At 69.6% G+C, this 24,682-nt stretch carries 17 protein-coding genes; 7 read left to right on the top strand and 10 right to left on the bottom strand.

The features are described from left to right. Nucleotides 1–777 precede the first annotated feature (777 nt). From ACWEFL_RS08315 to ACWEFL_RS08300, 4 genes are all read left to right on the top strand, one after another. Complete coding sequence (locus ACWEFL_RS08315; protein WP_451709222.1) at nucleotides 778–1,110, top strand: class I SAM-dependent methyltransferase; 333 nt, start codon at nucleotides 778–780, stop codon at nucleotides 1,108–1,110. 654 nt (nucleotides 1,111–1,764) lie between these two features. Then, entirely contained in the window at nucleotides 1,765–3,039 is a 1,275-nt protein-coding gene (locus ACWEFL_RS08310; RefSeq protein ID WP_451709219.1) for a right-handed parallel beta-helix repeat-containing protein, read from the top strand. 582 nt (nucleotides 3,040–3,621) lie between these two features. Beyond that, complete coding sequence (locus ACWEFL_RS08305) at nucleotides 3,622–5,226, top strand: alpha/beta hydrolase (protein ID WP_451709216.1); 1,605 nt, start codon at nucleotides 3,622–3,624, stop codon at nucleotides 5,224–5,226. A gap of 430 nt (nucleotides 5,227–5,656) precedes the next feature. Next, a complete protein-coding gene (locus ACWEFL_RS08300) occupies nucleotides 5,657–6,490 on the top strand; it encodes a hypothetical protein (RefSeq protein ID WP_451709213.1) in 834 nt (277 codons plus the stop codon). 138 nt (nucleotides 6,491–6,628) lie between these two features. Here ACWEFL_RS08300 and ACWEFL_RS08295 read toward each other — a convergent pair whose 3' ends face one another. Then, a complete protein-coding gene (locus ACWEFL_RS08295; protein WP_451709211.1) occupies nucleotides 6,629–6,787 on the bottom strand; it encodes a hypothetical protein in 159 nt (52 codons plus the stop codon). Between the two features lie 305 nt (nucleotides 6,788–7,092). Here ACWEFL_RS08295 and ACWEFL_RS08290 point away from each other — a divergent pair, with 305 nt between their 5' ends. Then, complete coding sequence (locus tag ACWEFL_RS08290) at nucleotides 7,093–11,343, top strand: AAA family ATPase (protein WP_451709209.1); 4,251 nt, start codon at nucleotides 7,093–7,095, stop codon at nucleotides 11,341–11,343. After that, complete coding sequence (locus ACWEFL_RS08285) at nucleotides 11,340–12,191, top strand: serine peptidase (protein WP_451709207.1); 852 nt, start codon at nucleotides 11,340–11,342, stop codon at nucleotides 12,189–12,191. The genes ACWEFL_RS08290 and ACWEFL_RS08285 overlap by 4 nt, the downstream gene beginning before the upstream one ends. 240 nt (nucleotides 12,192–12,431) lie before the next feature. On the opposite strand, the gene ACWEFL_RS08280 is transcribed toward ACWEFL_RS08285, so the two are convergent. From ACWEFL_RS08280 to ACWEFL_RS08250, 7 genes are all read right to left on the bottom strand, one after another. Next, nucleotides 12,432–14,036 carry an ATP-binding cassette domain-containing protein gene (locus ACWEFL_RS08280; protein ID WP_451709204.1) on the bottom strand — a complete coding sequence of 535 codons (1,605 nt, stop codon included), beginning with the start codon at nucleotides 14,034–14,036 and terminating at the stop codon, nucleotides 12,432–12,434. Beyond that, a complete protein-coding gene (locus ACWEFL_RS08275) occupies nucleotides 14,033–15,658 on the bottom strand; it encodes an ATP-binding cassette domain-containing protein (RefSeq protein ID WP_451709201.1) in 1,626 nt (541 codons plus the stop codon). The genes ACWEFL_RS08280 and ACWEFL_RS08275 overlap by 4 nt, the downstream gene beginning before the upstream one ends. After that, nucleotides 15,655–16,515, bottom strand: a complete 861-nt coding sequence (locus tag ACWEFL_RS08270) for an ABC transporter ATP-binding protein (RefSeq protein WP_451709198.1) — start codon at nucleotides 16,513–16,515, stop codon at nucleotides 15,655–15,657. Before ACWEFL_RS08270 ends, ACWEFL_RS08275 begins: the two co-directional genes overlap by 4 nt. Beyond that, nucleotides 16,512–17,591 (bottom strand): FecCD family ABC transporter permease, encoded by a 1,080-nt coding sequence (locus tag ACWEFL_RS08265; RefSeq protein WP_451709195.1) that lies wholly within the window; start codon nucleotides 17,589–17,591, stop codon nucleotides 16,512–16,514. The genes ACWEFL_RS08270 and ACWEFL_RS08265 overlap by 4 nt, the downstream gene beginning before the upstream one ends. Continuing rightward, on the bottom strand, nucleotides 17,588–18,640 hold the full coding sequence (locus tag ACWEFL_RS08260; protein ID WP_451709192.1) for a FecCD family ABC transporter permease: 1,053 nt from the start codon (nucleotides 18,638–18,640) through the stop codon (nucleotides 17,588–17,590). Before ACWEFL_RS08260 ends, ACWEFL_RS08265 begins: the two co-directional genes overlap by 4 nt. A 62-nt stretch (nucleotides 18,641–18,702) precedes the next feature. Beyond that, nucleotides 18,703–19,767 carry an ABC transporter substrate-binding protein gene (locus tag ACWEFL_RS08255; protein ID WP_451709189.1) on the bottom strand — a complete coding sequence of 355 codons (1,065 nt, stop codon included), beginning with the start codon at nucleotides 19,765–19,767 and terminating at the stop codon, nucleotides 18,703–18,705. A 114-nt stretch (nucleotides 19,768–19,881) separates the two neighbouring features. Next, nucleotides 19,882–20,721 carry a siderophore-interacting protein gene (locus ACWEFL_RS08250; protein WP_451709186.1) on the bottom strand — a complete coding sequence of 280 codons (840 nt, stop codon included), beginning with the start codon at nucleotides 20,719–20,721 and terminating at the stop codon, nucleotides 19,882–19,884. 146 nt (nucleotides 20,722–20,867) lie between these two features. Here ACWEFL_RS08250 and ACWEFL_RS08245 point away from each other — a divergent pair, with 146 nt between their 5' ends. Next, the gene (locus tag ACWEFL_RS08245) at nucleotides 20,868–22,475 is read left to right on the top strand and encodes a helix-turn-helix transcriptional regulator (RefSeq protein ID WP_451709183.1); all 1,608 of its coding nucleotides are present in this window, start codon (nucleotides 20,868–20,870) and stop codon (nucleotides 22,473–22,475) included. Nucleotides 22,476–22,532: 57 nt separating this feature from the next. On the opposite strand, the gene ACWEFL_RS08240 is transcribed toward ACWEFL_RS08245, so the two are convergent. Both ACWEFL_RS08240 and ACWEFL_RS08235 read right to left on the bottom strand, forming a co-directional pair. Further along, complete coding sequence (locus ACWEFL_RS08240) at nucleotides 22,533–22,949, bottom strand: peptidase inhibitor family I36 protein (protein ID WP_451709180.1); 417 nt, start codon at nucleotides 22,947–22,949, stop codon at nucleotides 22,533–22,535. Between the two features lie 349 nt (nucleotides 22,950–23,298). Beyond that, nucleotides 23,299–24,552, bottom strand: coding sequence for an MFS transporter (locus ACWEFL_RS08235; RefSeq protein WP_451709178.1), 1,254 nt, complete (start codon nucleotides 24,550–24,552; stop codon nucleotides 23,299–23,301). Nucleotides 24,553–24,682 lie beyond the last annotated feature (130 nt).

The following is a 24,682-nucleotide window of genomic DNA, read 5'->3' as shown; positions in this document are numbered from 1 at the left end:
TCGTCGGGATCATCTCCCCCCCCGGGGCACAGGAGTACCAGCTCTCCCCACGCCTGCCGCCCGAGCCGCCGTCCGACGCCTGGCGCGTCACTCCGTGGGCCCACGGCGGAACACCGATTGGCTCATTGCGCGAGCGAGTCCAAGGCTGAGGCCGCTCAGCCGTCCGCTCACGCCGTCCCGGAACCGGAGACTTCTGTTCCAGCGCCACCGCGCCGCCCGGCGGCCGGTCGTGCGGCGGCGGGACGCGAAGAGCCTCCGTCAGTTGCCCAAACGGACCGTCTCGAAGGGCACTTCGGCCGACTGCTGCCGATGCGGTACCGACGCCTGGTAGCGACTGCGAGGCCCTGCCCCTGGCAGTCCCACGTACTGATCCACTGGGCCATGGCGGACGGAACGAGCCGTGAACTCACCCAGGAATCCGCGCCGACTCGATGAACTGAAACGAACACCATTCATTCATAAGGGCGTTAAAGGCGATGAGCGGATCGGTTTGGAGTGGGTGGTGGGCCGGCGGCTGAGCGGGTCGTGTCGGGTCGCGTGTGATCTGGCGAGTGCGCACGTGATCTGGCGAGAGCCGTGGCGAGTTCTCATTCGATCCGCCGACGGTCCGGGCGAACCTCTGGGCTCAGGGGGCCCATGTCGTGTACGGGAGAGGGATGACGCAGATAGTTGATCCTCAGTCCTTCAACCGGTTCGCCCGCGATTACGATCGCTTTATGAGTCTTCTCCCGGGGCGGAACACCGCCTGGCTGCTCGGGCTGGGCTTGAAGGGCGAGCGTGCCTTGGATTCCGGACTGCGGTTCGGGGCGCGCGGTTGAGGCCCTGGCGGACAGCTTCGAGGAAGTCGTCGGTCTGGATCTGAGTGCTCCCCTGATCGAGAACGCCAGGGCCAAGAGGGCACGGCCCAACGTGCGCTACGTGGTGGAGGACCTGGGGACGCCGGAAGGCGGGGGAGCGTTCGGCACGGTCGGTCCGGTTTCGGTGATTTTCCGCAGCCAGGCGTCTCTCTTGATTTCGTTCATTTCCTTTCCGTGGGGCTCGTGGACGGATGGCGGTAGTCGTTATCCGTCTGCCGACCGGGTGTCGAGCCCTCCGCGTAATAGGAAATAGCCAAACGCTCGGCAGGGGCTCTGGCATTCCGCGCGGTAAATCGCCTCGGGGATCAGCGGGGGATGCGAGCGACGATCAGTAAAGGTGATCGTATGGTTTGCAGTTCTCGAATGTCATCCTGTATACCGTTCCGCTTTGCATTTCAGGTGTGTCGAAGTGAAGATGATCGCCTCGGGCCGCATACTCGTGGAATCGGAGGGAATGGATGGACCGCCGGAGCGACCAGTCTTTCGCCGAAAGGCCACTCACTGATGAAATCGCCGATTCCCATGTCCCGGCTCCCCGTTGCACCGGTCCGGCCGGGCGTCCCCCCGAGGCAACGCCGTACACATCGGCGCGCTGTAGGGCGCCGCACGCGGCCGCCCGAGGCGGTTCCCGGCCCGCCGACGCCCACGACGGGTCGGCTTCGAGGGGCAGGGGCCCCGTCAAGCCGGACAGGAAGGGTTCGGCGAGCCGGTATGACAGTTGTGTCGAGAATGGCCGATTCGGTCAGTCTCTGCCCGTATCAGGACATTCTTTTCCGTTTCATTGCCTCGGGCATGCTTTCGCTTGACCCTGTGCAGGGGGCGAGCCAACCGCCTCATCGCAACCCTCAACGGGCCGTGCCCGGCCCGTGAGGCCGGTCCGCAACGCCATGGCAGAAGGAGTCTCTGCATGATTCGCCTTTCCAAGACACTGTCTTCAGGGTGGTTAGCAGTGGTGGGGGCCACCGCACTCATCAGTGTGTCGATGTCCGCGCCGGCGGCGTACGCCGCGCATCTCTCCTGCGGTCAGACAGTCACGACCAGCGTCGTTCTCGACGCCGACCTGCTCAACTGTCCCGGCGATGGTCTGGTCGTCGGCAGTAACGGCATCACCATCGACCTCAACGGACACACCGTCGACGGCGTCGGCCTGGGCGTCGGGATCCGCAACAGCGGGTTCGACAACGTCACCGTCACCAACGGCAGCAACACTCCCGCCGAGGTGCAGGAGTTCGACTACGGAGTGAGACTCAACCCCGGCACGTCAGGCGCCATCGTCGAAGAACTCACCATCCAGAACAACGAGTTCTCTGGTGTCGAACTCGACGACGCCGACAACAACAACCGTGTACGCGGCAACCTCATCGACCGGCAGTCCAAGAGGGGCGTCACGGTAACCGGCGGATCGAGCGACAACGTGATCGCCGACAACACGATCAGCAACAACCAGGGCGAGAGCGTCTTCGTCCAGAACTCCACCGGCAACCGCCTTGAGGGCAATCAGATCACCGGCAGCGGTGACGCCGGCCTGGTCCTGGAGGGCTCCAGCAGCAACACCCTGCTGACCAACACCGTCGGCGGCAGCAGCGACGGCGCGTTCGTCCTACGGCTCGGCTCGAACAACAACCTCGTCCAGAGCAACTCGACCACCCAGAACGCGGATGCCGCGCTGACCGTCTCCGGTTCCACCGGCAACCGCATCCTGTCCAACACCTTCCAGGGCAGCGGCGACAGCGGCATCTTCCTCCAGTCCTCCGACGGCAGCACGATCACCGGCAACGACGTCAGCGGCAACACCGGCGGCATCGAGTTGAGCGACTCCGACAACAACCTGATCCAGTCCAACATCGCGAACGACACCACCGGGGACGGCATCAGTCTGGAGCGCTCACTCAACAACCTCCTCGAACTCAACCAGGCCAACCGCAACGGCTCACAGGGCATCTACGTCGTCGGAGACGCGGCGGCCGGAACCGGCAACCGTCTGGTCGGCAACACCGCCAACGCCAACCTCGGCGACGGCATCTTCGTATCGAAGTCCGTCCACACCATTCAGACCAACACCGCCCGTGGCAACGGCAGCTGGGGTATCTACGCCGACTCGGGCAACGTCGACGGCGGAGGCAATCTGGCCAGCGGCAACTCCAAACCCGGCCAGTGCACGGGCGTCGTCTGCACCCCCTGAGAACCGCTGACCACGCCCGTCCGGCGGACCTGTCGGCAACACGTATGAGATGAGCCCCTCACCGACCGCACGGCCGCCCGACGGCCCACGGCCGGTGAGGGGCACCGCACCGCCGTGCTGATGCACACCACGCCGACCCGTCCTCAAGGAGGCCGTCGGCCGGGCGCGAGCGCTCGCGAATCACCCGATACGCCAGTGCGGCCCCGATGCGCGGGGCACGGCGGTACGGGACCGGAATGGCAGGTGCCTTCGCGCTGTGCGCGAACGGACAACGAGTGTGCACGAAACGACAAGGACATCCGGATCGCGGGCGAGAAGAATGATCCGGATCACCGAGTCGGGCGGCTCGAGAAGCCGGAGGAAGCGCGTGTCCGTTCAGTACAGCCGTCGGGCGGCCGCCCCGCCCCGGCAGCGGTCGGCACACGGGATCGCCGCAGGCCGACCGGGGGCACTTCTCGACAGTCGCCGGGGGCGGTTCCGCAGCTGCCTCCGGGATCTGATGCTGCCCTCTCCCCGTCCCCGTCCCCGCGAGGGCGTCGATTCCGCGGGAGGCGGCCCCTGGTACCGACCGGAAGGAATCCTGTGCCGCTGCGACGACTGCTGGTCCTGCCCGTGCTGGCTCTGACGGTGAGCGCGGTGGCCGCCCTCGCCCCCGGACCCACCGCGACCCCGGCCACCGCCTCCACCGCGACCGAGGACTCCGCCCCTGTCGCGGGATCGTCCCCGCCACAGCGGCTCGTCTGGGCGGGCTGTGGCCCGGACACCCCGGCCTCGCTGGAGTGCGCGACGCTGAAGGTGCCGCTGGACTACAGGCGCCCCGGCGGCCGGAAGATCGACATCGCCGTGTCCCGTGTCCGGACGAGCGTTCCGGAGAAGCGCCGTGGTGTCCTGCTGTTCAATCCCGGGGGTCCGGGTGGACCGGGCCTCACCTATCCCCTGATGATGCAGCCGACCCTCCCGAAGGCCGTACAGGACCGTTACGACCTCGTCGGCTTCGACCCGCGCGGCGTCGGACGCAGTACTCCGGTGGCCTGCGGTCTGACCCAGGACGAGGCGTGGCGGCAGAACCATCCGTACCGGCCGGAGCAGTTCGACGAGGTGGTGGCGTGGGCACGCAAGGTCGCCGAGAAATGCCGCGCCTCCTCGTCGGCGGACCGGATTCCGTACATCACCACCCGGAACACGGCACGCGACATGGATGCCATCCGGGCGGCCCTGGGGGAGAGGAAGATCTCCTACATGGGCCTCTCCTACGGAACCTACCTCGGGGCCGTGTACACGCAACTGTTCCCTCATCGTGCCGACCGCTTCGTCCTCGACAGCCCGGTGGGCCCCGGGCTGGTCTGGCGGGACATGTTCCGGGAGCAGGTCAGGGCCGCGGAGCACGCCTTCACGGCGTGGACGGAGTGGACCGCCGCACGGTCGGCCACATACCACCTGGGGAGCACACCCGACGAAGTCCGCGAGACGTTCTGGGGCCTGGTGGCACGGGCGGGCCGGGAACCCGTCGAACTGGACGGCGTCCGGTACGGCAGTGACGAACTCCGGAGCGGAACGGCTTCGTGGATCCACCTGCCCCGGGAGGCGGCGGAGTTCGTCGCCGGGATCAGGCGGGCCGCCGAGGGACACTCCGGTCCTTCCGTCCCCCCGCCGCCCACCATGCCGGACGTCCCGCTCGACGAGTACGGCTCGGCCGTGTGGTCGCTGTTCTGCGGTGACGTGACGACCGGCTGGCCCAGGGATCCGGAGCGGTACCGGCATGACGCGATCCGAGAAAGGGCACGCAATCCCTTGATGGGGGACTATGCCGCCAACATCAAGCCGTGTGCCTTCTGGGACCGGGGACTTGAGCCGGCCACGGTCGTGGACAACAGGGTCGGAGCGCTGATCCTCCAGCACGAGTGGGACATCGCGACCCCGCCGGCCTCCGGCCGGAGCCTGAGCCGGGCGATGAAGGGCTCGCGGCTGGTCTTCGTCGAGGGCGGCAGGGGCCACGGGGTGTACGCAGGTGACCCCGACCCCTGCGCGATCGCCGTGGCCGACGCGTATCTGACGACCGGGAAACTGCCGTCGAGGGACATCACCTGCCATGCGCCCGACCGGCAGTCCCCGCGGGTCTCCGGGCGTTCCGCGCCGACGGCCTGGCTCCGAACCGCCCTGTCCGCGGCGGCCGTCCACCACTGGTGAATGTCACGGTGACGGTAGACGCCGGGCTGTCGCCGTCGAGACCGACGGTGAGGCTCCCGTAGCGCTCGTGGATGCTGTAGCCGAAGCCTGCGTGGGAACCCGGGGCCGAAGCCTGCGTGGGAACCCGGGTTCGCCGGCGAGGGCGTTGTCGAAGCGTGTGCCGCCCATGACCACGGGCTCGACCTCCCAGCCGACGCGCGCCCCGGTGAGGGACGTGATGTCGGTCAGCGGCCCATCCTCGACTCCTCTGGCGGCGGATCCGGTGTCTCGGTTGCTCTGTAACGGGCCTGCCACGGCGCTGTCCTGATGGGGAGACGGGTGCGACGTTCAGCTCTCCGCTCGCCTCATAGACATCAGGAAGCGCGCGGCGGCGGACACACCTCGGCGCCCTGCTTCACCCGGACCGCACACCATCGCTAAGGATCTCTTGATGAACCGTCACCTGCGCAAGGCCGCCGTCACCGCCGCAGCGATCAGCGCCGCGCTGCTGATGGCGGCGTGCCAGAACGGCACGAGCGACAAGCCGTCGGGCAAGGGCGACGCGACGAGCACGGCCGGCACTCCGGCGGCAGCGGAGAAGGCGTCGGACACCAAGAACCAGAAGAAGGGCGTCAGCGGTTCGTTCAAGAACGGCAAGGTCACCCTTCTCGCGCCCGGCAAGTACATCGTGTCCGTCCCGGGCAAGACCGACCAGCAGTTCCTGGTCGCGTACGAGACCGAGGTCTACGGCGCCGGTGTCATCTGCGGCGAGGCGGGGTCCAAGGTCGACGCTCCGTGCACGCTCGACCAGCTGGAGGCGGCCGCCGGGAAGGGCGCCGTGAACGCCGATGTGGAGCTGAGGAACGGCATCGCGACCCTGGTGACCGAGCGGCGCGCCGGCCAGCAGGGCAACGGGTCCTCCGGCTCCGGTTCCTCCGGATCGGATTCGGGCTCGTCCTCCGGAACAGGCTCCCGTGACACCGTCGTCGAGGGAATCAACAAGGGCAAGGGCGTCAACGGAACCTGGTTCGGCAATGTCTCCTACCTGGCGCCGGGCAAGTACACCGTCTCGGACATGAAGGGCGTCGAGCAGCAGTTCCTCCTCTCCGACAAGACCATGATCTGGGGATACGGAGACGTCTGCGGTGACAGCAACACGGGCGAAGGCGGCCAGGGGGGCATCCAGTGCAACGAGGCCGAACTGGAGAAGGCCGCCAAGAAGGGCTTCAGCGCCGAGGTGGTCATCCGCAACGGCATCGCCACCACCATCACCGACGACCACTGAGCAACAGCCCACGGCATCGGGGGCCCGCGGAGGACGACTCGGCACTCACGGGCCCGCCCCGCCGCGCCGAGTCGTGATTCAGCGGCCTCCTACCCGAGGGTGCTCCGGACGGCGCGATACACACCCGCTGATGTGCCGTCAGCCGGAATCCTCCGGAAATGAACCGAAGAACGGCCGGGGAAACCACCGAGCCACTCCGAAGGGGCGGAAGCCCGGTTCCAGCCGCACTCTGCCGAGGAATTCGGCCACCGGCATGTCGTAGCGGCGCCAGTCCTCCGGCTCATAGTCGTCGGCCATCCGGGCGACGATCGGCCAGTCATCCGGGTCCGACACGTCAGCAAGCCAGAAGAACGTGTCCCCTGGTTCTCCCGACCCCAGGGAATCAGTCCGGTCCCCAACTCGGCCACGGCCGACCGCGTCATAGCCGGTCCGGGTGTGGACGTCCAGGTCGTTGTGGCGACGGGGCGGCCCACTGGCCGGGCGGCCCGCTGACGGGCGCGCGGCGCAGTGAGCGGGGGTGGTCCTCGACCCTCGCCGTGCTTCTAGAATCCGGTACACAAGGGGGCAGGGGAGGGTCCGTGGTCAGAGCGCTCGTAGTCGGCATGAGTACCTTCGACGAAAGCAAGCGACTGCCCGACGACCCCTTGGCCCGGCCCCCACTGGCCCCCTTGCCGTCGGTGCGAACGGTCGCACCGGAGCTGGCCGCCCTACTCGGCCGGCATCCCGGAGTGTCACTGCACGCCGACAGCCCTCGCCTCGACCTCGTGCACGAAGACCTCCAGAACCTCTGGGAGTTCACCTACGACGACTGCGCGCGAAACGGCACCGGGCTGATCGTGCACTTCATCGGGCACGGCATCAACGGCCGGGTCGGCAACTCCCTCTACCTGGCCGCCAAGAACACCGATTCCCGCCGCCCCGACCGTACGGCCGCCGACATCGGTGCGTGGCTCCAGGAAGTGGAGAACACCGACGGCGGGCCTCCCGTACTGTTCCTCCTCGACGTCTGCGGCGCCGGCCGCGCCCCCCTGCAACAGTGGATGCACGGCCTGCCGGCGGATCGCAGACGTGCTTGGGTCATCGCCGCCTGCGCCGAGGACCGCAAGGCATACGGGGCACGCTTCTCACAAGCCACCGTCGCCGTCCTGGAGCGGCTGCGGCTCGGCTGGCTGGACCTGTCTCCCGGTCTGACACACGTGCCGGTCGAGACCTTCGCGCAGGAGATCGACCGAGAGCTGGCCCGCCTCGCACGCACACAGGGCGGTCCTCCCCAGAGGGTGTTACGGACGGCACACCCCGAGGCCGACGTCCCGGTACCGCCCTTTCTCCGCAACCCGGGTTTCCGCGAAACCCCGGCCGGCCGGTACCAGCAGCATCTGGAGAACGGCCTGTGGCAGTTCGCGTCCGCCGTCGACCCCGCGCTCGACCCCTTGCACTTCGTCTCCCGCGCCTCCGGAACACCGCACCAGCAGAACATCGCGGGCCGCTGCTTCTTCACCGGCCGGCAACGGCAGTTGGCGAAGCTCAAGGAGTGGCTGGAGGACGACCGGGCGCCGCGGACCATGGTGGTCACCGGCAGTCCCGGATCCGGGAAGTCCGCCCTGCTGGGTGTCCTGGCCTGCCTGGCGCACCCCCAACTCGCCGAGGTGTCCCGGACGATCCGTTCCGTCGTCCCCCGCCATCTGCGCTTCGACCGGCATCCGCTGCTCGCCGCCGTCCACGCCCGGCAGCGCGACCCCGCCGCCGTGGTCGCGTCCATCGCCCGCCAACTCGGCCTGAGCAACGGGCCGGTGCGAGGCTGGACGATCGAGGGCATGCTGGAACAACTGCGCCACCGGAGAGCGGGCACGCCGGCCGTCGTGATCGTCGACGCCCTGGACGAGGCGTCGCTCGACACGGAGCTGCTGCGCACGGTCCTGTTGCCGCTGGCCCAGAAGGGCGCCGACGGCGACCGGCCCCCGGTGTGCAAAGTCGTGATCGGGGTGCGTCCTTGGTGGGACAGGTTTCCCGAACTCGGGCCGCGGTCGTCGTATGTGACGGACCGCGTCGACCTCGACCGTACCCCCCGGGAGGAACACGAGTCCGATCTCCGCAACTACCTGGCCGACCTCCTGGAGGAGGCCCCCGGCTACGTCGGCCGCCCTACGGCCGGGCTGCGGGACGACGTGGCGAAGGCGGTCGCGAGGAGGCTGTCGGCCGTTCCGCACGGCGGTGGCTTCCTGCTCGCCTCGGTGTTCGCGCACTACCTCGGCGAACACGACACCGCGCTGGAGGCGGACGAGGCGGTCCGGCGCGTCCCCGACGGCCTGCCCGGCATGCTCGATCTCCATCTGGGGGTGCTGGCGAAGGACCGGCCGGCCATCCACGCCGTGCTGCGCGCCCTCGCCCACGGCCGCGGCCAGGGCATGCCCCTGGAGATCATCCGTGCCGTGGCGGAGGCGTTCACCGCTCCCGGACAGAAGGCTCCCGACCTCGCGGACGTCAAGCAGGCGATCGAGGCGGCCGCGTTCTACGTCCGCTCCGGCAAGGACACCGACGGACGCCGGCTCTACCGGTTCTTCCACCAGAGTCTGTCCGACCACCTCGCTCCGGCCTCGTCGGACCACGGCGCACTCCTCGACGCCCTGGTGGCCACGGTCCCCGGAAAGGACGAACGCGGCGACCCGGCGTGGGACCTGGCCCTGCCGTACGTACTGCGGCACGCCGCTGAGCACGCGGTGGCCGCCGGGCGACTGGACGAGCTGCTGAAGTCGCCCGCGTTCCTCGTGCACGCGAGCCCCACGGAGCTGCGCGCGCAGTTGCCGCACGCCCGCTCCCTACGGGCCCGGAACACCGCACGGGTCATCGAATCGGCGCTCGCGCCCCAGAAGGACCCCTGGGTGCGCTGGGAGTGGCTGCGCAACAGCGCCGTCGGCGCGGAGGAGAAGTGGCTGGAGCACGGCCTCGACGCTCTGCGCAGCCCGGACAGCCGGCCACCGGATCCGCTCGTCCTCCAGTGGGGGTCCCAGTCCCGGGAGACGGAGCGCGCGCTGAGCCACCCCGAACGGGCGGTCTTCGTCCCGTCCGACGAGGGACCCGTCGTGGTGACCGCGCACGCGGGGGGCGGTGTACAGGTATGGGACACCAGGACAGGAGGGCTGGTGGACGAACTCCGGGTCTACGGCCAGGAGGTCACCGCGCTCTCGGCCGGGACGTCCGACGACACCCTCCTGGTCGCCGTCGGCACCGCGGCGGGCGAACTGACCGTATGGCACCTGGACGATCGGCGGATCGCCTGGTCGGATTCCCTGCCCGCCCCGGTGACGGCCATCGCCTTCGGCACGCTCCGCGGCACCCCGGTCGTGGCGGTCTGCGCGCGGCAGGAGCTCTACCTGTACACACGGACCGGCGAACGGCTGTGGCACGTGGACCTCCTCTGGACCTGGTTCGACGCGAGTGAAGGCGACGAGGAACACCCGTACATGCTCCAGATGGAGCATGCCGCCTCGGCCGACGTGGTCGCCCTCGCGGAACTCGACGGCACCCCCACGGTGATCGTGGGCACCTCGGTGGGCACGGTCGAACTGTGGGACGCCGACGGTGGCGACCATCGCAGCAGACGCGTGCACTCCGCCTCCGTGCACACCCTCCTGCCGAGCCGGAACGGCACCGACCGCACGGTCGTCACCTGCGCGGACGACGGTGTCCGCGTCCTGAACATGGACACGGGCACCGTGCTGGACGTACCGGACTCCGCAGGCATGAACCAGGTCACGGCGCTGCTCGACATCAACGGCGAGGAGCATCTCGCGATCGGACGGGCCGAGCGGGTCGAGGTCCGTTCGCTGCGGAACCCGGCGCTGCCGGGCGGCCTCGTGCGGTCCCACCTCCACCCGGCGGGCACGAGACTGCGGGCCCTCGCCGGTGACGGTGCCCGGCTGCTCGCGGTCGCCGAGTCGAAGTACCACGGGGTCATCGTGCTCAACCGCATCGACAGTGCGGAGCGGCTCGCCCCCTGGGAGGGACACGACGACGACGTGATCTGTGTCGCCATGACCGGCCACCGGGACCGGCAGTTCGCGTTGAGCCTGGACGTGAGCGGTGCGCTGCACACCTGGGACACCGAGGACGGGCTCTGCCTGTCCACCGGCCGGTATCCGTACGCGGAGTCGGCCACGGCGGGAGTCGTGCGGGACCGGCCTGTGGCCTTCGTGGGCGACGTCAGGGGGACGGCTCGGGCCGTCGACATGACGGACGGCAGCGTCCGGCACTCCTGGCGCTGGTCCGTACGGCCACGCCACCTGTTCTGGACCAGTCTCGGGGGCAGACCCCTCCTGGCTGTCCGCGACTTCACGGGCAGCCTGTACCTCGCGGACGCCGAACACCCCGAACAACTCCGGCGGGTCGACGTCGGACAGCCCTTGCCCGTACTCATCCGCACGGAGCTGTCGGGTCTCGGGAACGACGGTCCGGGTTTTCCGGAGGTTCCTGTATTCCAGGAGGAGCCACAGGTGATCGCCGCCTTGTACGGACTGCACGAGGGGGAGCCGGTGCTGGTGCGCGGGCTGGAGTCAGGGTGGGTCACCGGACACTTCACCGCCGACCGGCGCCCGGCGTTCTCCTTCGAGGCCACCGACCTGCCGCTCGAGCGGTTGCACGTCGCACGGCGCGGCGGGCGCATGCGGGTGGTGACCGCCTCCTACGACGGAACCATCCGTGCCTGGGCGCCATTCGACCGATCGGAGCCACTCGGACAAGTCCGGGTTCCGGGCGGGACGGGCCCGCTGGCGGTCTCCTCCTCGGGGATGCTCGCCGCGTCCGGATCGCGCGTCTCGTACTTCGACTGGTCCGCTTCAGGGGAGGAAACAAGGTGACACAGCACGACGTGGTCGTCGTTCACGGCGTACGGAACTGGCTGCCGGGGGTCCCCGTGACCGAGGCCGCGGCCGTGCTCGCGGAGAAGTGGGCCGGGGCCCTCGCGAACGGCTACCGGGCGGCCGGCCTCGGGCACGTGGCCTCACCGCGCGTTCATGCCGCCTACTACGCCGATCTCCTCAACGACGCCGAAGCACAGTCCGTGGTGGACGACGTGGACGATCTCAGTGCCGACGAACAGGCTCTGCTGTTGGCCTGGCTGCGTGCGGCGGGTCTGCCGGAGGACCCGCCCGAGGGGCAGGCATTCGGCACGATGCCGGTCCGTCAGGCGCTGGCATGGTTCGCCCAGCGAGGCTCCGCGTCGGCCGAGCGAACGGCCCGGGTGGCCGTCGCCCTGCTGCCCGAGGTGTACGGCTACCTGGCTTCTCCGGCGCGTCGAAAGGGTGCCCGCCGCGTGGTCGCGGACGCGGTGCAGGCGTCGGGGGCGAAGGTGGTCATCGCCCACTCGCTCGGTTCGATCGTCGCCTACGAGGCATTGCACGCCCATGCGCTGCCCCAGGTCGAACTGCTGGTGACCCTCGGATCGCCGCTCGGGCTGCCCGGCGGCGTGTTCGAGATGCTGGATCCGACGCCGCGAGACGGGCGAGGCAGCCGACCGTCCCGCCTGGCGCGCTGGGTGAACATCGCGGACCCCGGTGACCTGGTGGCCGTCCCCCGGCGACTCGGCGACCGGTTCGACGTCGACGCCCACCACGAGGAGCACATCGCCGCGGTCGACTTCCACATGCTGGACCATTACCTCGGCTGCGGTCTGGTCGCCGCGGCCGTGGTGCCGTACCTCTCCTGAGAGGTACGGCGCGTCCGCGCAGGCGTCCCGACCGCGGCCGAGGTACGCCGTGTCTGCGCAGGCGTACCGACGCGCAGGCGACATGCCTCGGTGTCCTCGAAGGCTCCGCCGGGCTTCTTCGATCATCAGCGGGCCAAGAGCCTTTCGTACGACGTCACCAGGGCACAGGCACGGCTCAAGCGCGAGCGGTGCCGGTACCCCTGGTTCGTCGTGCCGCGCCCCTGCCGCACCCGATTCGAGTCATCGGCGTCGGTCCTCGTCGCCTCGTGCGCAGGGGGTGTGCCCACGAAGGGTGATGACATCCGTGGCGTCCCAGACGCCGGTGTCGCGATGGGAAACTGCGATGATCGTACTGGGCAGTTGCCGTAGCGACTTCACGATGCGCTCTTCCACTGCCGTGTCGAGTGCCGCCGTCGCCTCATCGAGGATGAGGATCGGTGCGTTCTTCAGAAGGGCGCGAGCGATGGCGACGCGTTGGCGTTCCCCGCCGGAGAGCGCGCTTCCGTGGTGTCCGACGTGCTGATGGATGCCGTGCGGAGACCGGGTGACGACGGTGTCCAGTTGTGCCGTTCGGGAGGCTTCGAGGACCTCGTCGTCGGTGGCCGTGGGGTTGCCGAGCCGGATGTTCTCGGCGATGGTGCCGTCGAACACGATCGGATCTTGAGGGACGTAGGCGATGTGCGCGGCGAGGTCTTCGTAACGCAGGTCCGTCAGGGCGGCTCCGCCCAGTGTCACCCGCCCCTGCTCGGGGTCGTCGAAGCGCATGAGCAGGTTGAGCAGGGTGCTCTTGCCGCTTCCTGTCGGGCCGGTGATGAGCACCCTCGCCCCTTCGGGGATGACGGCGGAGACATCGCGGAGCACGGGCGCGTGCGAGACGCCCGCGAGTTCCAGTTCGTGGCCCTTGCGCGGGGCGCTCCGCGAGGGCTCCGGCAGAGTGGGCGCGCCGGTCACGGTGCCGTACTGCCGGACCGTGGTGCGCAGGTCGTTCACCGTCAGGCCCGCGAGGGCGAGTGCGTCCAGCGGTGCCGCGGCCCGCCCGGTCAGGATGACGAGGGCGAGCGCCGCCGCGGGGTCGTCGATTCCCGTGACCGCGAGGAGCACGACGACTCCGGCGAGCGGAAAGGCGCCGGCGAGGCCGGAGACGAGGGTCGCCGGTGCGGAGGCGTTGTTCGTGCGCGCGAGTGCGGCTTCCTGAGCCCGCCAGGTGGCCGTGAGGCGGGCGACGGCTCGCTCGGGGCCCGCGGCCGTCCGGAGCAGTTCGAGATGATCGACGAACTCCAGTGACGCCGTGGCGGCGGCTTGTTCGGCTTCGCCCCGGTCGGCGTCCGCCCTTGCCAGGGCGCGCTGGGCGACGCTCTGCGCGACGAAGGCCACGGCCAGGAGCGCGCCCACGAACAGCATCGCGGACGGCCCGTTGACGATCCCGATGCCCGCGAGCAGCAGCAGGGGGATCAGCGGCGACAGGATGAAGGTCTGCAGCTGATGTGCGGGCACGCTCATCAGCGTCGGGATGGCGCGTCCGGCGACGGTCCCGGTCAGTGCGCGGTTGGTCTCCGTGAACCAGGAGAGCCTGGCTCGCGCGAACGCGGTGCCGAGCGCGTCGTAGAGGTCGCCCGCGAGCCGGGCGCCGGTGAGATAGCCGCTGCGCGAGACCAGCACGGTCGTCGCGACGGCCACGGCCGCCGCGCCGAGCACCGGTCCGGGCGGCTGTCCGTTCGTCATGGCCGTGGCGAGTGCCGTGTACGCGGCCGCTTCCGCGACGGCGACGACCGCCCAGCCGAACGAGATCCGGATCAGTCGCCGCTTCGCCGCGGCGGGCAGTGCCCGGGGCGGGGGCGTGATCATCGACGTCCTCCGGTGGTCGTGAGGTGCCCCTCGGTGAGCGTGAGTCGTTCGTCCGCGGCCGCGGCGAGCCGGAGGTCGTGGGTGACGATGATCAGCGTCTTCCCTTCGTCGGCGAGGAGCCGCAGCTCGGCCATGGCCCGGGCGGCTGTCCGCTCGTCGAGTGCGCTGGTGGGTTCGTCGAGGAGGATCACGGGCGCGTCGGTGAGGAAGGCCCGCGCCAGTGCGACGCGCTGTCTCTCGCCGCCGGAGAGGTTTGTCGTCTCCGTTCCGGGCGGGATGTCGAGCTGTGCCCGCCGGAGCCCTTCGGTGAGGTCCCGGTCGTCCGTGTCGGGAGCGGAGAGGCGGAGGGTGTCGCGGACCGTCCCGGGGAGTACGTCGCCGCCTTGCGGAACGAGGAGAACCGGTCCTGACGGCGCGTGCGCGGATGACCGCGCGGTCGAGGCGGGCGGGAGGACGACAGTCCCCGCGGTGGCCGATTCGAGTCCGGCGACGACCCGGAGGAGTGTCGTCTTGCCGCTTCCGCTGGGTCCGGTGACGGCGGTGATCGTCGACGGCTCGAAGGTATGCGTGACGTCGTGGACCAGGACGTGTTCGGGGTTCCCGACCGTGAGGCGGACCAGGGCCGTTCCCGTGGTGGTCGCCTCTTCGCCGGCTCGACGCGAGGAGAGCGTGACGGTGGGTTCCCGGAACACCTCGGCGATGCGGTCCGCGGCGGCGCGGCCCGCCCGGACGTAGTCGAGCCCATGGCCGAGGCGCAGCGCCGGGGTGACGGTCGCCAGGCCGAACAGCAGCATCGCGGCGAGCGTCGCGGGTTCCTCGCCGTGGCCGACGGCGTACGCGACGGCGTAGGTCGCGGCTGCTTGGAGCAGGGCTCCCGCGACGGCGGCGAGCGTCGCGACCCGTCCCACCCAGCGGACCATTCCCGTGGTGAAGTGCCGGGTCGCCGCCGCGTATCCGGCCGCCGCGCCGCCCTGGGCCCCGTAGACGCGGCAGATCCGGACTCCGCGGGCGTGGTCGTCGACCGCGGCGACGATGTCGCTCATCACCCGGGCGCTCTCGGCCCCGTGGCGTGCGGAGGTCCGTGGGACGACGAGCAGGTGGTAGCAGGCGGCGAGCAGCCCCGGGACGAGGGCGAGCAGCGCGGCCGGCCCCGCGACGGTGAGGAGGACGATCGCGCTCGCCAGGGGGACGACCGCGAGCGTCGCGGTCTCGGCGGGCAGGTGGGCGACGGTGTGATGCAGCGCCGCGATGTCGTCGGAGACCAGGCGGCGCAGCGCGTCACCGCCGCGCCTGGCCAGAGCACTCGTCGGCATCCGGACGAGGTGTTCCGCGACGTCGTGTCGCAGGCGTGCCGCGAAACGCGCTTCGCCCCGGTGAGCCGTCCATGAGGACACGGCCGACAGCAGTCCGCCGGTGATCCACGCGGCACAGGCCCGGACGGCGTACGCGGGCGTCGGGTCGGTGAGGAGCCGTACCGTGAACCAGAGCGCGCCGAGACCGCAGAGCCCGGACAGAGCGGCGAGGAACGCGGCGACGCCGAGCGTCGGGAGGCTGGGAAGCAGCGCACGCGCGAGAGGCGAGCGCCCGGTCGGCCGCGACCGGCTCTCGTGTTCAGGCTTCATGGGCGTCCTCCCGCCGGATCGAACGGTCGCGTCCGACGGTCGCGTCCGATCGGAACGACCTGGGGGGTGCCGGCGACGGGATCGGCGGCGATGAGGCATCGCAGCCCGAAGACGTCCTCGACCAGTTCCGTGGTGACGACATCGGATGGCGGGCCCTCGGCTACGACGGTGCCGTCCTTCATCGCGATCATGTGTGTCGCGTACCGCGCCGCCTGGTTGAGATCGTGCAGCACCGCGACGAGGGTCCGGCCGGCCAGGTGCAGGTCGGTGAAGAGTTCGAGCAGCTCGATCTGATGGGTCAGGTCGAGGAAGGTCGTCGGCTCGTCGAGGAGGAGGATGTCCGTCTGCTGGGCGAGCGCCATCGCGACCCAGACGCGCTGGCGTTGCCCGCCCGAGAGCTCGTCGACCAGGCGCGCGGACAGCTCGTCGACGCCGGTCGCGGCCATCGCTTCGGCGACGGTCCGCTGGTCGGTTTCGGTCCATTGGCGGATGAGCCTCTGATACGGGTAGCGGCCGCGGGCGACGAGGTCGGCGACGCGGATGCCGTCGGGGGCGAGCGAGGACTGCGGAAGGAGCCCGAGCCGCCGCGCGACGTCCCTCGCCTTGTAGGTGTGGATGTCCTGGCCGTCGAGGACGATCCGTCCGTTCGTGGGCCGCAGAAGTCTGGCGAGTCCGCGCAGCAGCGTGGACTTCCCGCAGGCGTTCGGGCCGACGACGACCGTGAACGATCCGTCCGGGATCCGCACGGACAGCCGCGTGTTGACGGGGTGTTCGCCGTATCCGATCGTCACATCCTCCGCGCGTAGCCGGGGACGGTTCGACGGCTGTACGCGCGTCGCGGTGGGGGAAGGGCTCATATGCTTCGTCTCGTTTCGCGGATCAGCAGCCAGATCAGGTAGAGGCCGCCGAGGCAGACGGTGATCAGGCCGACGGGCACGGGCCGGTACGCTTGCGCGATCGCCAGCGAGGACGCGTGGGCGAGGGCGACGAGGGCGGCGCCCATGAACGCGGCGGAGGCGACCGTCACCCCCGGAGTGCGGGTCAGACGGCGGGCGAGCTGCGGCGCGGCGAGCGCGACGAATCCGATCGGTCCGGCCGCGGCGGTCACCAGCGCGGTCGTGGCGACCCCGACGATCAGGAGCGCCGGCCGGGCGCGGGCGGCGCCGACCCCCTGGGCGAGGGCCGCGTCGTCACCCAGTTCCAGCTGTCGTAGCGCCGGGGCGAGTGCGGTGACGCATCCGAGGACGAGCGCTCCGCCGATCAGGGCGGGGACGAGGGCGTCCCAGCCCACGCGGCTCAGTGAACCCGCCGCCCAGAACCCGACGCTCATGGCGTCGTCGATGTCGGCACGGGTGATGAGGTAGGCGTTGACCGATCCGAGCATGGCCGAGACGCCGATACCGACGATGATCAGCCGGAACCCCTGCACACCCCGCCGATGGGCGAGCAGATAGACCGCGCCCGCGGTGAGAAGACCTCCCGCGATCGCCGCCGTCGCCACCGACCAGTAGTGGTGGGAGCCGAGGAGCAGCATCGTGATGACGACGCCGGTGTAGGAGCCGGCGTCGAATCCGATCACGTCCGGCGACCCGAGGGGGTTGCGGGTGAGGGACTGGAAGACCGCCCCGCCGATCCCCAGCAGCGCGCCGAACAGGACCGCGCCGATCGCCATCGGCAGCCGCCATTCGGCCACGATCATCCGGTGGAAGTCGTCGCCTTGCCCGGCGAGCGCTCGTACGACCTGGACGGGGGTGAGCGGATAGTCGCCGAAGCCGAGGGACAGTACCGCGACGCCGAGGGCGATCGTCGTGAGTACCGCGTTGACGGCGAGGCTTCGGAGGCTGAAGCGTGCCGCGACGAGGCCGCCGATCCGGAGGTGGAAGTGCCGGTAGCCGAAGTCGATCGGTTTCGGCGGGGAGGTGGAGCGGTTCACAGTCCGGCCGCCTTTCTACGGCGTACGAGTGCGATGAGCACGGGGGCGCCGATCAGGGCTGTCAGCACGCCTGCCTCGATCTCTCCGGGGCGGGCGACGAGACGCCCGATCACATCGGCGGCGAGGACCACGGTCGGCGAGGCCAGGACGGTGTAGGCGATGATCCACCGCTGGTCCGGCCCGGTGAACCAGCGCACGACATGAGGGACCATCAGCCCGATGAACGCGATTCCTCCCGTGAGGGCCGTGGCCCCGCCCGCGAGCAGTGTGACCGCGGCTATCCCGGCGACGCGGGTACGGATGACGCCGGCGCCCAGCGACGCCGCCTGGTCGTCGCCGAGAGCGACGGCGTTCAGCGCTCCGCCCAGGCAGAAGGCGATCACCAGCCCGACGGCGATGAACGGCAGCACGGAGAGCGTGTCGGCGATCGAGGTACGGGCGATCGATCCGAGCCCCCAGTTCCTGAAGGCCCGGAAGGTCTCCTCGTCCATGAGCATCACCAAGGTCGAGAACGCCGTCAGTACCGCGGCCAGGGCGACACCGGCGAGGACGAGCGTGACCGGTGAGGCGGCACCGCGCCCAGAGGAACCGATCGTGTAGACGGCCGCCGTGGCGACGATCGCGCCGAGGAAGGAGAACCACACATACCCGGTGACGCCCGACACCCCGAACAGGCCCACACCGATCGTGACGGCGAATCCCGCTCCGGCGTTCACGCCCAGGATGCCCGGGTCGGCGAGCGGGTTGCGGGTGATCGCCTGGATCAGCGCTCCCGCGACTCCGAAGGCGATACCCGAGACGATGCCGACGACGGTACGGGGCACCCGCAGGTTCCAGACGATCGACGCCGCCTCGGACCCGTCGGGATCGAACACGTTCCGCCATACGTCCCGGAGAGGGAGCGGATTCGCTCCGAAGCTCACGCTCAGTGCCAGCACACCCGCGAGTACGCCTATCAGCGCCACCAGTCCGAGCAGCCGCCGGGTGTGCGGGAGTCGCTCCGTGCGTTTCCTCTCCAACGGGCCGGAGAGCGCCGCGTCCGTGGTCATGGTCCTCCTCGGTCAGGCGGACGCGGGGCGCGGCAACGCGCACGCCCCGCCCGCGCGGGATGTCAGAGGACGTCGGCGATGAGCGGGACGAGATGCCCGGCCGCCCACCGGTTCCCGATCGGCCCGCCACTGCTGATCGCCCACAGCAGATCCCCGCCGTCATCGGTCTTCGGAGCAAGCTGTACGAAGTTCCCGGAGGACACGGCCTTGAGGTTCCGGAACAGATCGCGACCGGTCAGCTCCCGCATGTCCTTGTCCTGCGCGGCCGCGCTCTGACCGAGCAGCAGCACATCGGCGTCGATCTTCGACAGCAGTTCGTCGCTCACCTTGGCCTCGCGGGAGAACTCCTTTGCCCCCGGATTCTTGGCGAAGCCCAGCCCACCCAGGAACGCCTCCGGTGCCGAACCGGGCCGCGAGAGGTACTGGAGCCCGTTGGCGGCGCCGTAGTTGATCGCCCAGGTCGCCGTGAGCCCTGCGAACTCCGGGTTCTCCTCACGTACCTTCGCGAAGTGCTTCTCGTGGTCGTCGACGACGCGCTCCGCCGCATCGGCGAGATCGAGTACCTTTCCGAGCACACGAACCGAGTCCTGCCAGGGGATGAGCAGTTGCGACGCGGTGTCCGGGCTCGTGACGACCGGTGCGATGGTCGCCAGCCGGTCGTAGTGGTCGGCGAGCTTCACCCCGCCCAGGCCGTCCGTCCAACCGACGGCGACGATGAGGTCCGGATCGCTCGCGGCGATCGCTTCCACCGGAACTTTCTCCCCCATCACGAACTCGTAGGTCGCGATGTCGTCCCCACCGTGCTCGCCGAGGTATCCGCCCTCGCTGACGAAACTGGAGCTGAGCACGGGGGTCACACCGAGTGCGAGAAGCAGTTCCGTGTCGATCGCGTTCGGCACGACCGCCGCGATCCGTTCGGGGCGCTTCTTCAACACGGTCTTGCCGAAGGGCGAATCCAAGGTCAGCGGGTAGGAGGTGCGCCCTTCGGCGGCCGGCAGCCGGCTCGACTTGTCGCCGGCCGACGCCTTCTGGGGTGCCGCCGTGGACGAGCATCCGGTCAGTACGAGAGCGGCGGCCAGCGCCGCGCCTATCAAGGCGGTGAAGCTGCCGCGTCGGGTCATGTTCATGAGTGCCGTTCTTGTCTCGGGAGTGGGGACGGACAGGGCAGGGCTGCCCCGACGGCCGACGAAGGGACGCCGGAGTGAGTGGCGGGACAGTGGGTCGGCTCTGGTGCGGGGGCGTCAGGACCGGTGGGCGCGGGTGCTGTTGGCGTCCTCGCGTTTCCAGTAGCCCGTGAAGTCGATCGCGGACTTGGGCATACGGCGATCGCGGACCAGATACCGGCGGAGACTCTGGATCTCCGACTGCTCACCGGCCAGCCAGGCGAACCATTCGCCGTCCGCCCAGGTCATCGCGCGGACGGCCGCCAGTAGCGCACCGGGGCGCGACACGGCGGACGGGTCCCGTGGGAGCCAGGTGATGTCGACCCCCGCGGGGCCGCGCAGGTCCTGTGCGTGCGTTGCGTGCTCGACGTCGATCAGCACCTGTCCGCGGGTGTCGTCGGGAAGCTCCTCCAGCAGACGCGCGATCGCGGGGATCGCCGTGTCGTCGCCCGCGATCAGCAGCCGGTCGGCGCCCACCGGGATCCCTTGCGTCTTCCCGGGACCGGCGATGTGCATGCGGTCTCCCGGCGCCACCGCCCGAGCCCAGTTCGACGCGACGCCGTCGCCATGGAGAACGACATCGATGTCCAGTTCACGTCCGACCGGGTCGTGACGGCGCACCGTATAGGCGCGGGCGATCGGCCGGCGTCCTTCCGCGAACGTCACACGTCCGTCCTCGATGACGGGCAGGACGGGCTCGCTCTCACCCGGGTACGGAAACAGCAGCCGGATGTCGTCGTCGAAACCCGGCGACCTGAACGCCGGCCACCGCGTCCCGTCCGCGGAGGTGAACGCACCCAGCCGGTCACCGGTCAGGGTCACACGCCGCAGTCCCGCCGTGACGTCGACGATCCGGGCGACGGCCAGTTCCCGCAAGGCCACAGGGATCATGGTCATCGGGCGCGCGGGGACGGACACGGAGAAGCTCCTCGAGAGAACGGGACAGGGCCTGGGGGACAAGGCGTCAGATCGCCACAGGGGCCAGTTATGTAAGGCTAACCTTGCTTGGCGGCCGGTGGTTATCCTGATGTGCACGTTTCATGGACTGATGAACCTGGGATGACATGGCCACACGCCGACGACTCAAGACCGCGCCGACCCCGGAAGTCCCTGCCGCTCGGGCGATCTCACCGGGAAACGTCCGTGAGCCGGCCCTGATCTGGATGCACACGGGCACCGCCCGCGTACGGACGGCAACGGAACGGCATCTCCTCACGACGGGCCAGGGCCTCTGGGTGCCCGCCGGTCTTCCCTACGAGGTCGATGTCGACGCGGGTTCCGTCGCGGTTCCGATCTTCCCCGCCGCGCGCTCCGGGGCGACCGTGATCGACCGTCCTCTCCGCGTCGACTTCCCGGACGGCTGGTCCGACTGGCTCGTCTATCAGTTCGCCCGCAGCCTCGGCTATCTTCGCGGCGCCGCGAACGACAGCGGGCTGCTCGACCTCGTGGCCAACGCGCACCCCGCAGACCCGGCGCACGACCACCGCGGCCCGCTGCCCACCCCGCCGCTGCCCGTGTCGTTCGAAGCCCTTACCGTCGCGCGGACGCTGCTCCAGAATCCGAGCCACAGAGCGGGAATCGATGAGCTGGCACGGTCGGTCAGCATCGGCGTCCGCACCTTCCAGCAGCAGTTCCTGAAGGAGACGGGACTCCCCTTCACCCGGTGGCGCACCGCCGCACGGGTCGCCGCCTCGGCGAGCTATCTCGATCTCGGCCACGACATCGGCTGGACCGGCAGACAGGTCGGGTTCTCCACCCCCGCGGGATTCACGAAGGCGTTCCGCGCGCACACCGGAGTCACCCCCAGCGAGTACAAGGAACAGCGTCGCGACGGACCGGCCGGAACCAGACCGTTCCCGAACCCTCTCGAAGCGCAGATCGACGCCCGCGTGCACAGCGGAGCGGACGGATGGGTCATCGGGGAGCCGCCGTCGATACCGGCGTCGCGGACCTGGAACCGGATCAACGATTTCCATGTGCTCGTCTGGGCCTACCGCGGGACCGCGCGGCTCGTCGTCGGAGGACGGAAGCGCCGGTTGCGGCAAGGCGATGTCGCATGGCTGCCGGCGGGAATGCGTAACAGCATCACGCTCCCGCGCGGCGCGCTCCTGCTCCCGCTCGGCTCCCGTCCGGGGCCTTCGGCGACCTCGCCGAGAGACGTCCTCGTCCAGAGCTTCCCGCCGCAGGCCGAGGACTGCCTTCTGCACACGGCCGTCGCGAACTACAGCTTTATCCGCCCTGAGCAACATGATCCCAACGGCATCACACGACGCTTCCTCGAACTCTCCTCCACGCCGGATCTCTTCACCACCGCCGACGGATCGGTCACCTCCGCCGTCAGCCGGATCATCGAGGAACTCCGACGCGAACCCGCGAGCCGACGCACGCTCGTCCAGTGGGGCACGGAACTCGGGGTGGACGCCAGGACACTCGGTCTTGACTTCCTCGGCGCCACCGGTCAGACCTACGCACAGTGGCGGGCTCAGTTCCGCATGACCCTGGCCCGCCAGTACCTCGAAGAGGGCATGCCGGTCGGTCAAGCCGCACGGACACTCGGCTACGCGGATGCCTCCGCCCTCAGCCGAGTCTTCACACGCGCCCACGGGATGTCGCCACGGGAGTATCAACGCAACGGCTGGCAGCACACCAACGAAAAACTCATCCTCCGCTAGCGGGTCTGTCAATCGAAGCGATTCTCAGTCCCCGGACTCGATCATCTCCCGCGCGGACTATCGGGGACAGCTTCCCGCACACAGAGAACCGATGGTGTAGGTGCCGGCCAGATTTCCGCTGTCTCCGGCGACCGTGCTCCCGATCCGGTCGACGTAGTTGGCCCGGTGATAGTAGTGGAATCTACTTCCGGTGCGGTTGTACACGGAGCGGGCATTGGTCCCCGAGTTCATCCACGAGCACATCGGCCGCGCGTTCGGGGCGTTCTCACTCCACTGGCACCTCTGCCCGGTTCCGTTCCTCTCCGACCAGAAACAGATGTACCCGGCACGGCAGTCGCTGTACGCCGCCACGCTGACGCCGGCGGCAGCAGCGTCCGACGGTGTCGCGTCGGCCTGGGCCACCGGGACCACCGCGAGCGCGGCGCCGATGAGACCGGCGGCGAGAGCCGAGGTGAGTTTTCCGGAAAATCGCATCTTCTTCTCCCTGTGTCGGTGGAGTCGAAACGGCTTCCTGGGGCGGCACACCATGCGATGGAGTCAGCTGAAAATGTCAGGCGGAATTCTCTTCCGTCCGTACCGACATCCTTCATGACCTCGGCGTCAAGCGTTTTGCGGCCGTGATGGTGTGCCCTCCCTTGAACTGAATCCGATGGGAACTCTTGACACCCCGGCAGAGGGGCAAACCCGTGTTCATCTATCGAGTGAGGCGTTATTCGGCCGACTTCCGGAATGGTGACGCCTCGCTGGATCACCCGCGGGGAAGAGGCGGTGCCCGGCCTGGAAGGCCACCGCGGGGTCCTGCCGCCGTCCTTCCGCCGTCCGGTCAGCCGGCGGGCTCGGCGTCGCGCGAGCGTACGGTGACGGGCAGGGTGGCGACCGCCAGACAGGCCATCACCGCCACCACGGCGAAGAACCAGAAGCCCCACGGGTGCCCGAATCCCGCCGACACCAGCGCGCCCGTGATCGACGGGCCGACGATGGAGCCGATGCGGCCCAGACCCGAGGCCGCGCCGAGCGCGGTGCCGCGGATGTCCGCCGGGTAGAACTGGGTGACGTAGGCGTAGAGCAGCACCTGCGCGGAGAAGACGAACGTCCCCGTCAGGAAGATGACGGTGTTGAGCAGCAGATCGCTGGGGAACCGTACGCTCAGACTCCCCAGCATCACCGCCGCCGCGGCGAACCAGAGGAGCGCCGTGCGTTTGATGCCGCGCCGGTCGGCGACGTACCCGCCGATGAGCAGGCCCACGACGCCGCCCGCGTTGAGGATGAGGAGCTGTGTCACGGCCGCCGGTACGGGATATCCGGCGTCGTTCATCAGTTTCGGCAGCCAGGTGTTGAGTCCGTAGACCAGGAGCAGGCCCATGAAGGACGCCACCCAGATCCCGATCCCGGCCCGGAGGTAGGCGGGGGAGAGTAGTTCGGTGAACGGCACTCTGCGGGCCTCCGGGGCCTCCTTCGCCCGTATGAAAGCCTCGGACTCCGGCAGCCGGAACACCAGGACGGCGGCGATGACCAGGCCGGCCACGCCCAGTGCGTAGAACAGCACGTGCCAGTTCTCCGACGCCCAGAGCGCGAGCAGGGAGATGACGACGGCGCCGGTGTGGTAGCCGGTCATGGTCAGGGTGTTGGCCTGGGCCCGCCGGGAGGCCGGCATGTGCTCCGCCATCATCGCCAGCGCCACCGGCATACAGGCGCCCATGCCGATCCCGGCTATCAGGCGGAGCAGGGCGAACATCGCCACCGACGACGCCAGCGGCACCAGGAGGGTGAACACCGAGAACAGGACGGCGGAGGCGATCAGCAGCAGTCGGCGGCCGAACCGGTCGGCGAGCGGCCCGACCATGAGCGCGCCGATCGAGACTCCGACCAGGGACATCGCGGCGACGGTGGTGGCGTCACCGGTGGTCATGCCCAGGTACTCGGTGTCCAGGAGTGTGGGGATGATCGCGCCGAGGATGACGAGGTCACAGCCCTCGAGGAGGACCGTGATCCAGCACAGGGGGACGACCCAGGCGGAGCGCGCGCCGGCAGTGGTGCCCGCAGGTCGGTGCGCGTTCGGCGGAGCGGTGGGTGGCATGAGGGATCCCTTCAACTGCGGTTGCGGGAGAAGCGGGGTGGTGACCTCCGCCGGACGACTGCCGGGACGACTGCCGGACGGCTGTGGGACGGCTGTGGGACGGCTATGGGACGGCTATGGGACGACGCCG

It is taken from the genome of Streptomyces sp. NPDC004838 (assembly GCF_053600955.1).
Note: the sequence above shows the minus strand (reverse complement) of the source record. Positions and strands in the feature narration are given on the sequence as shown.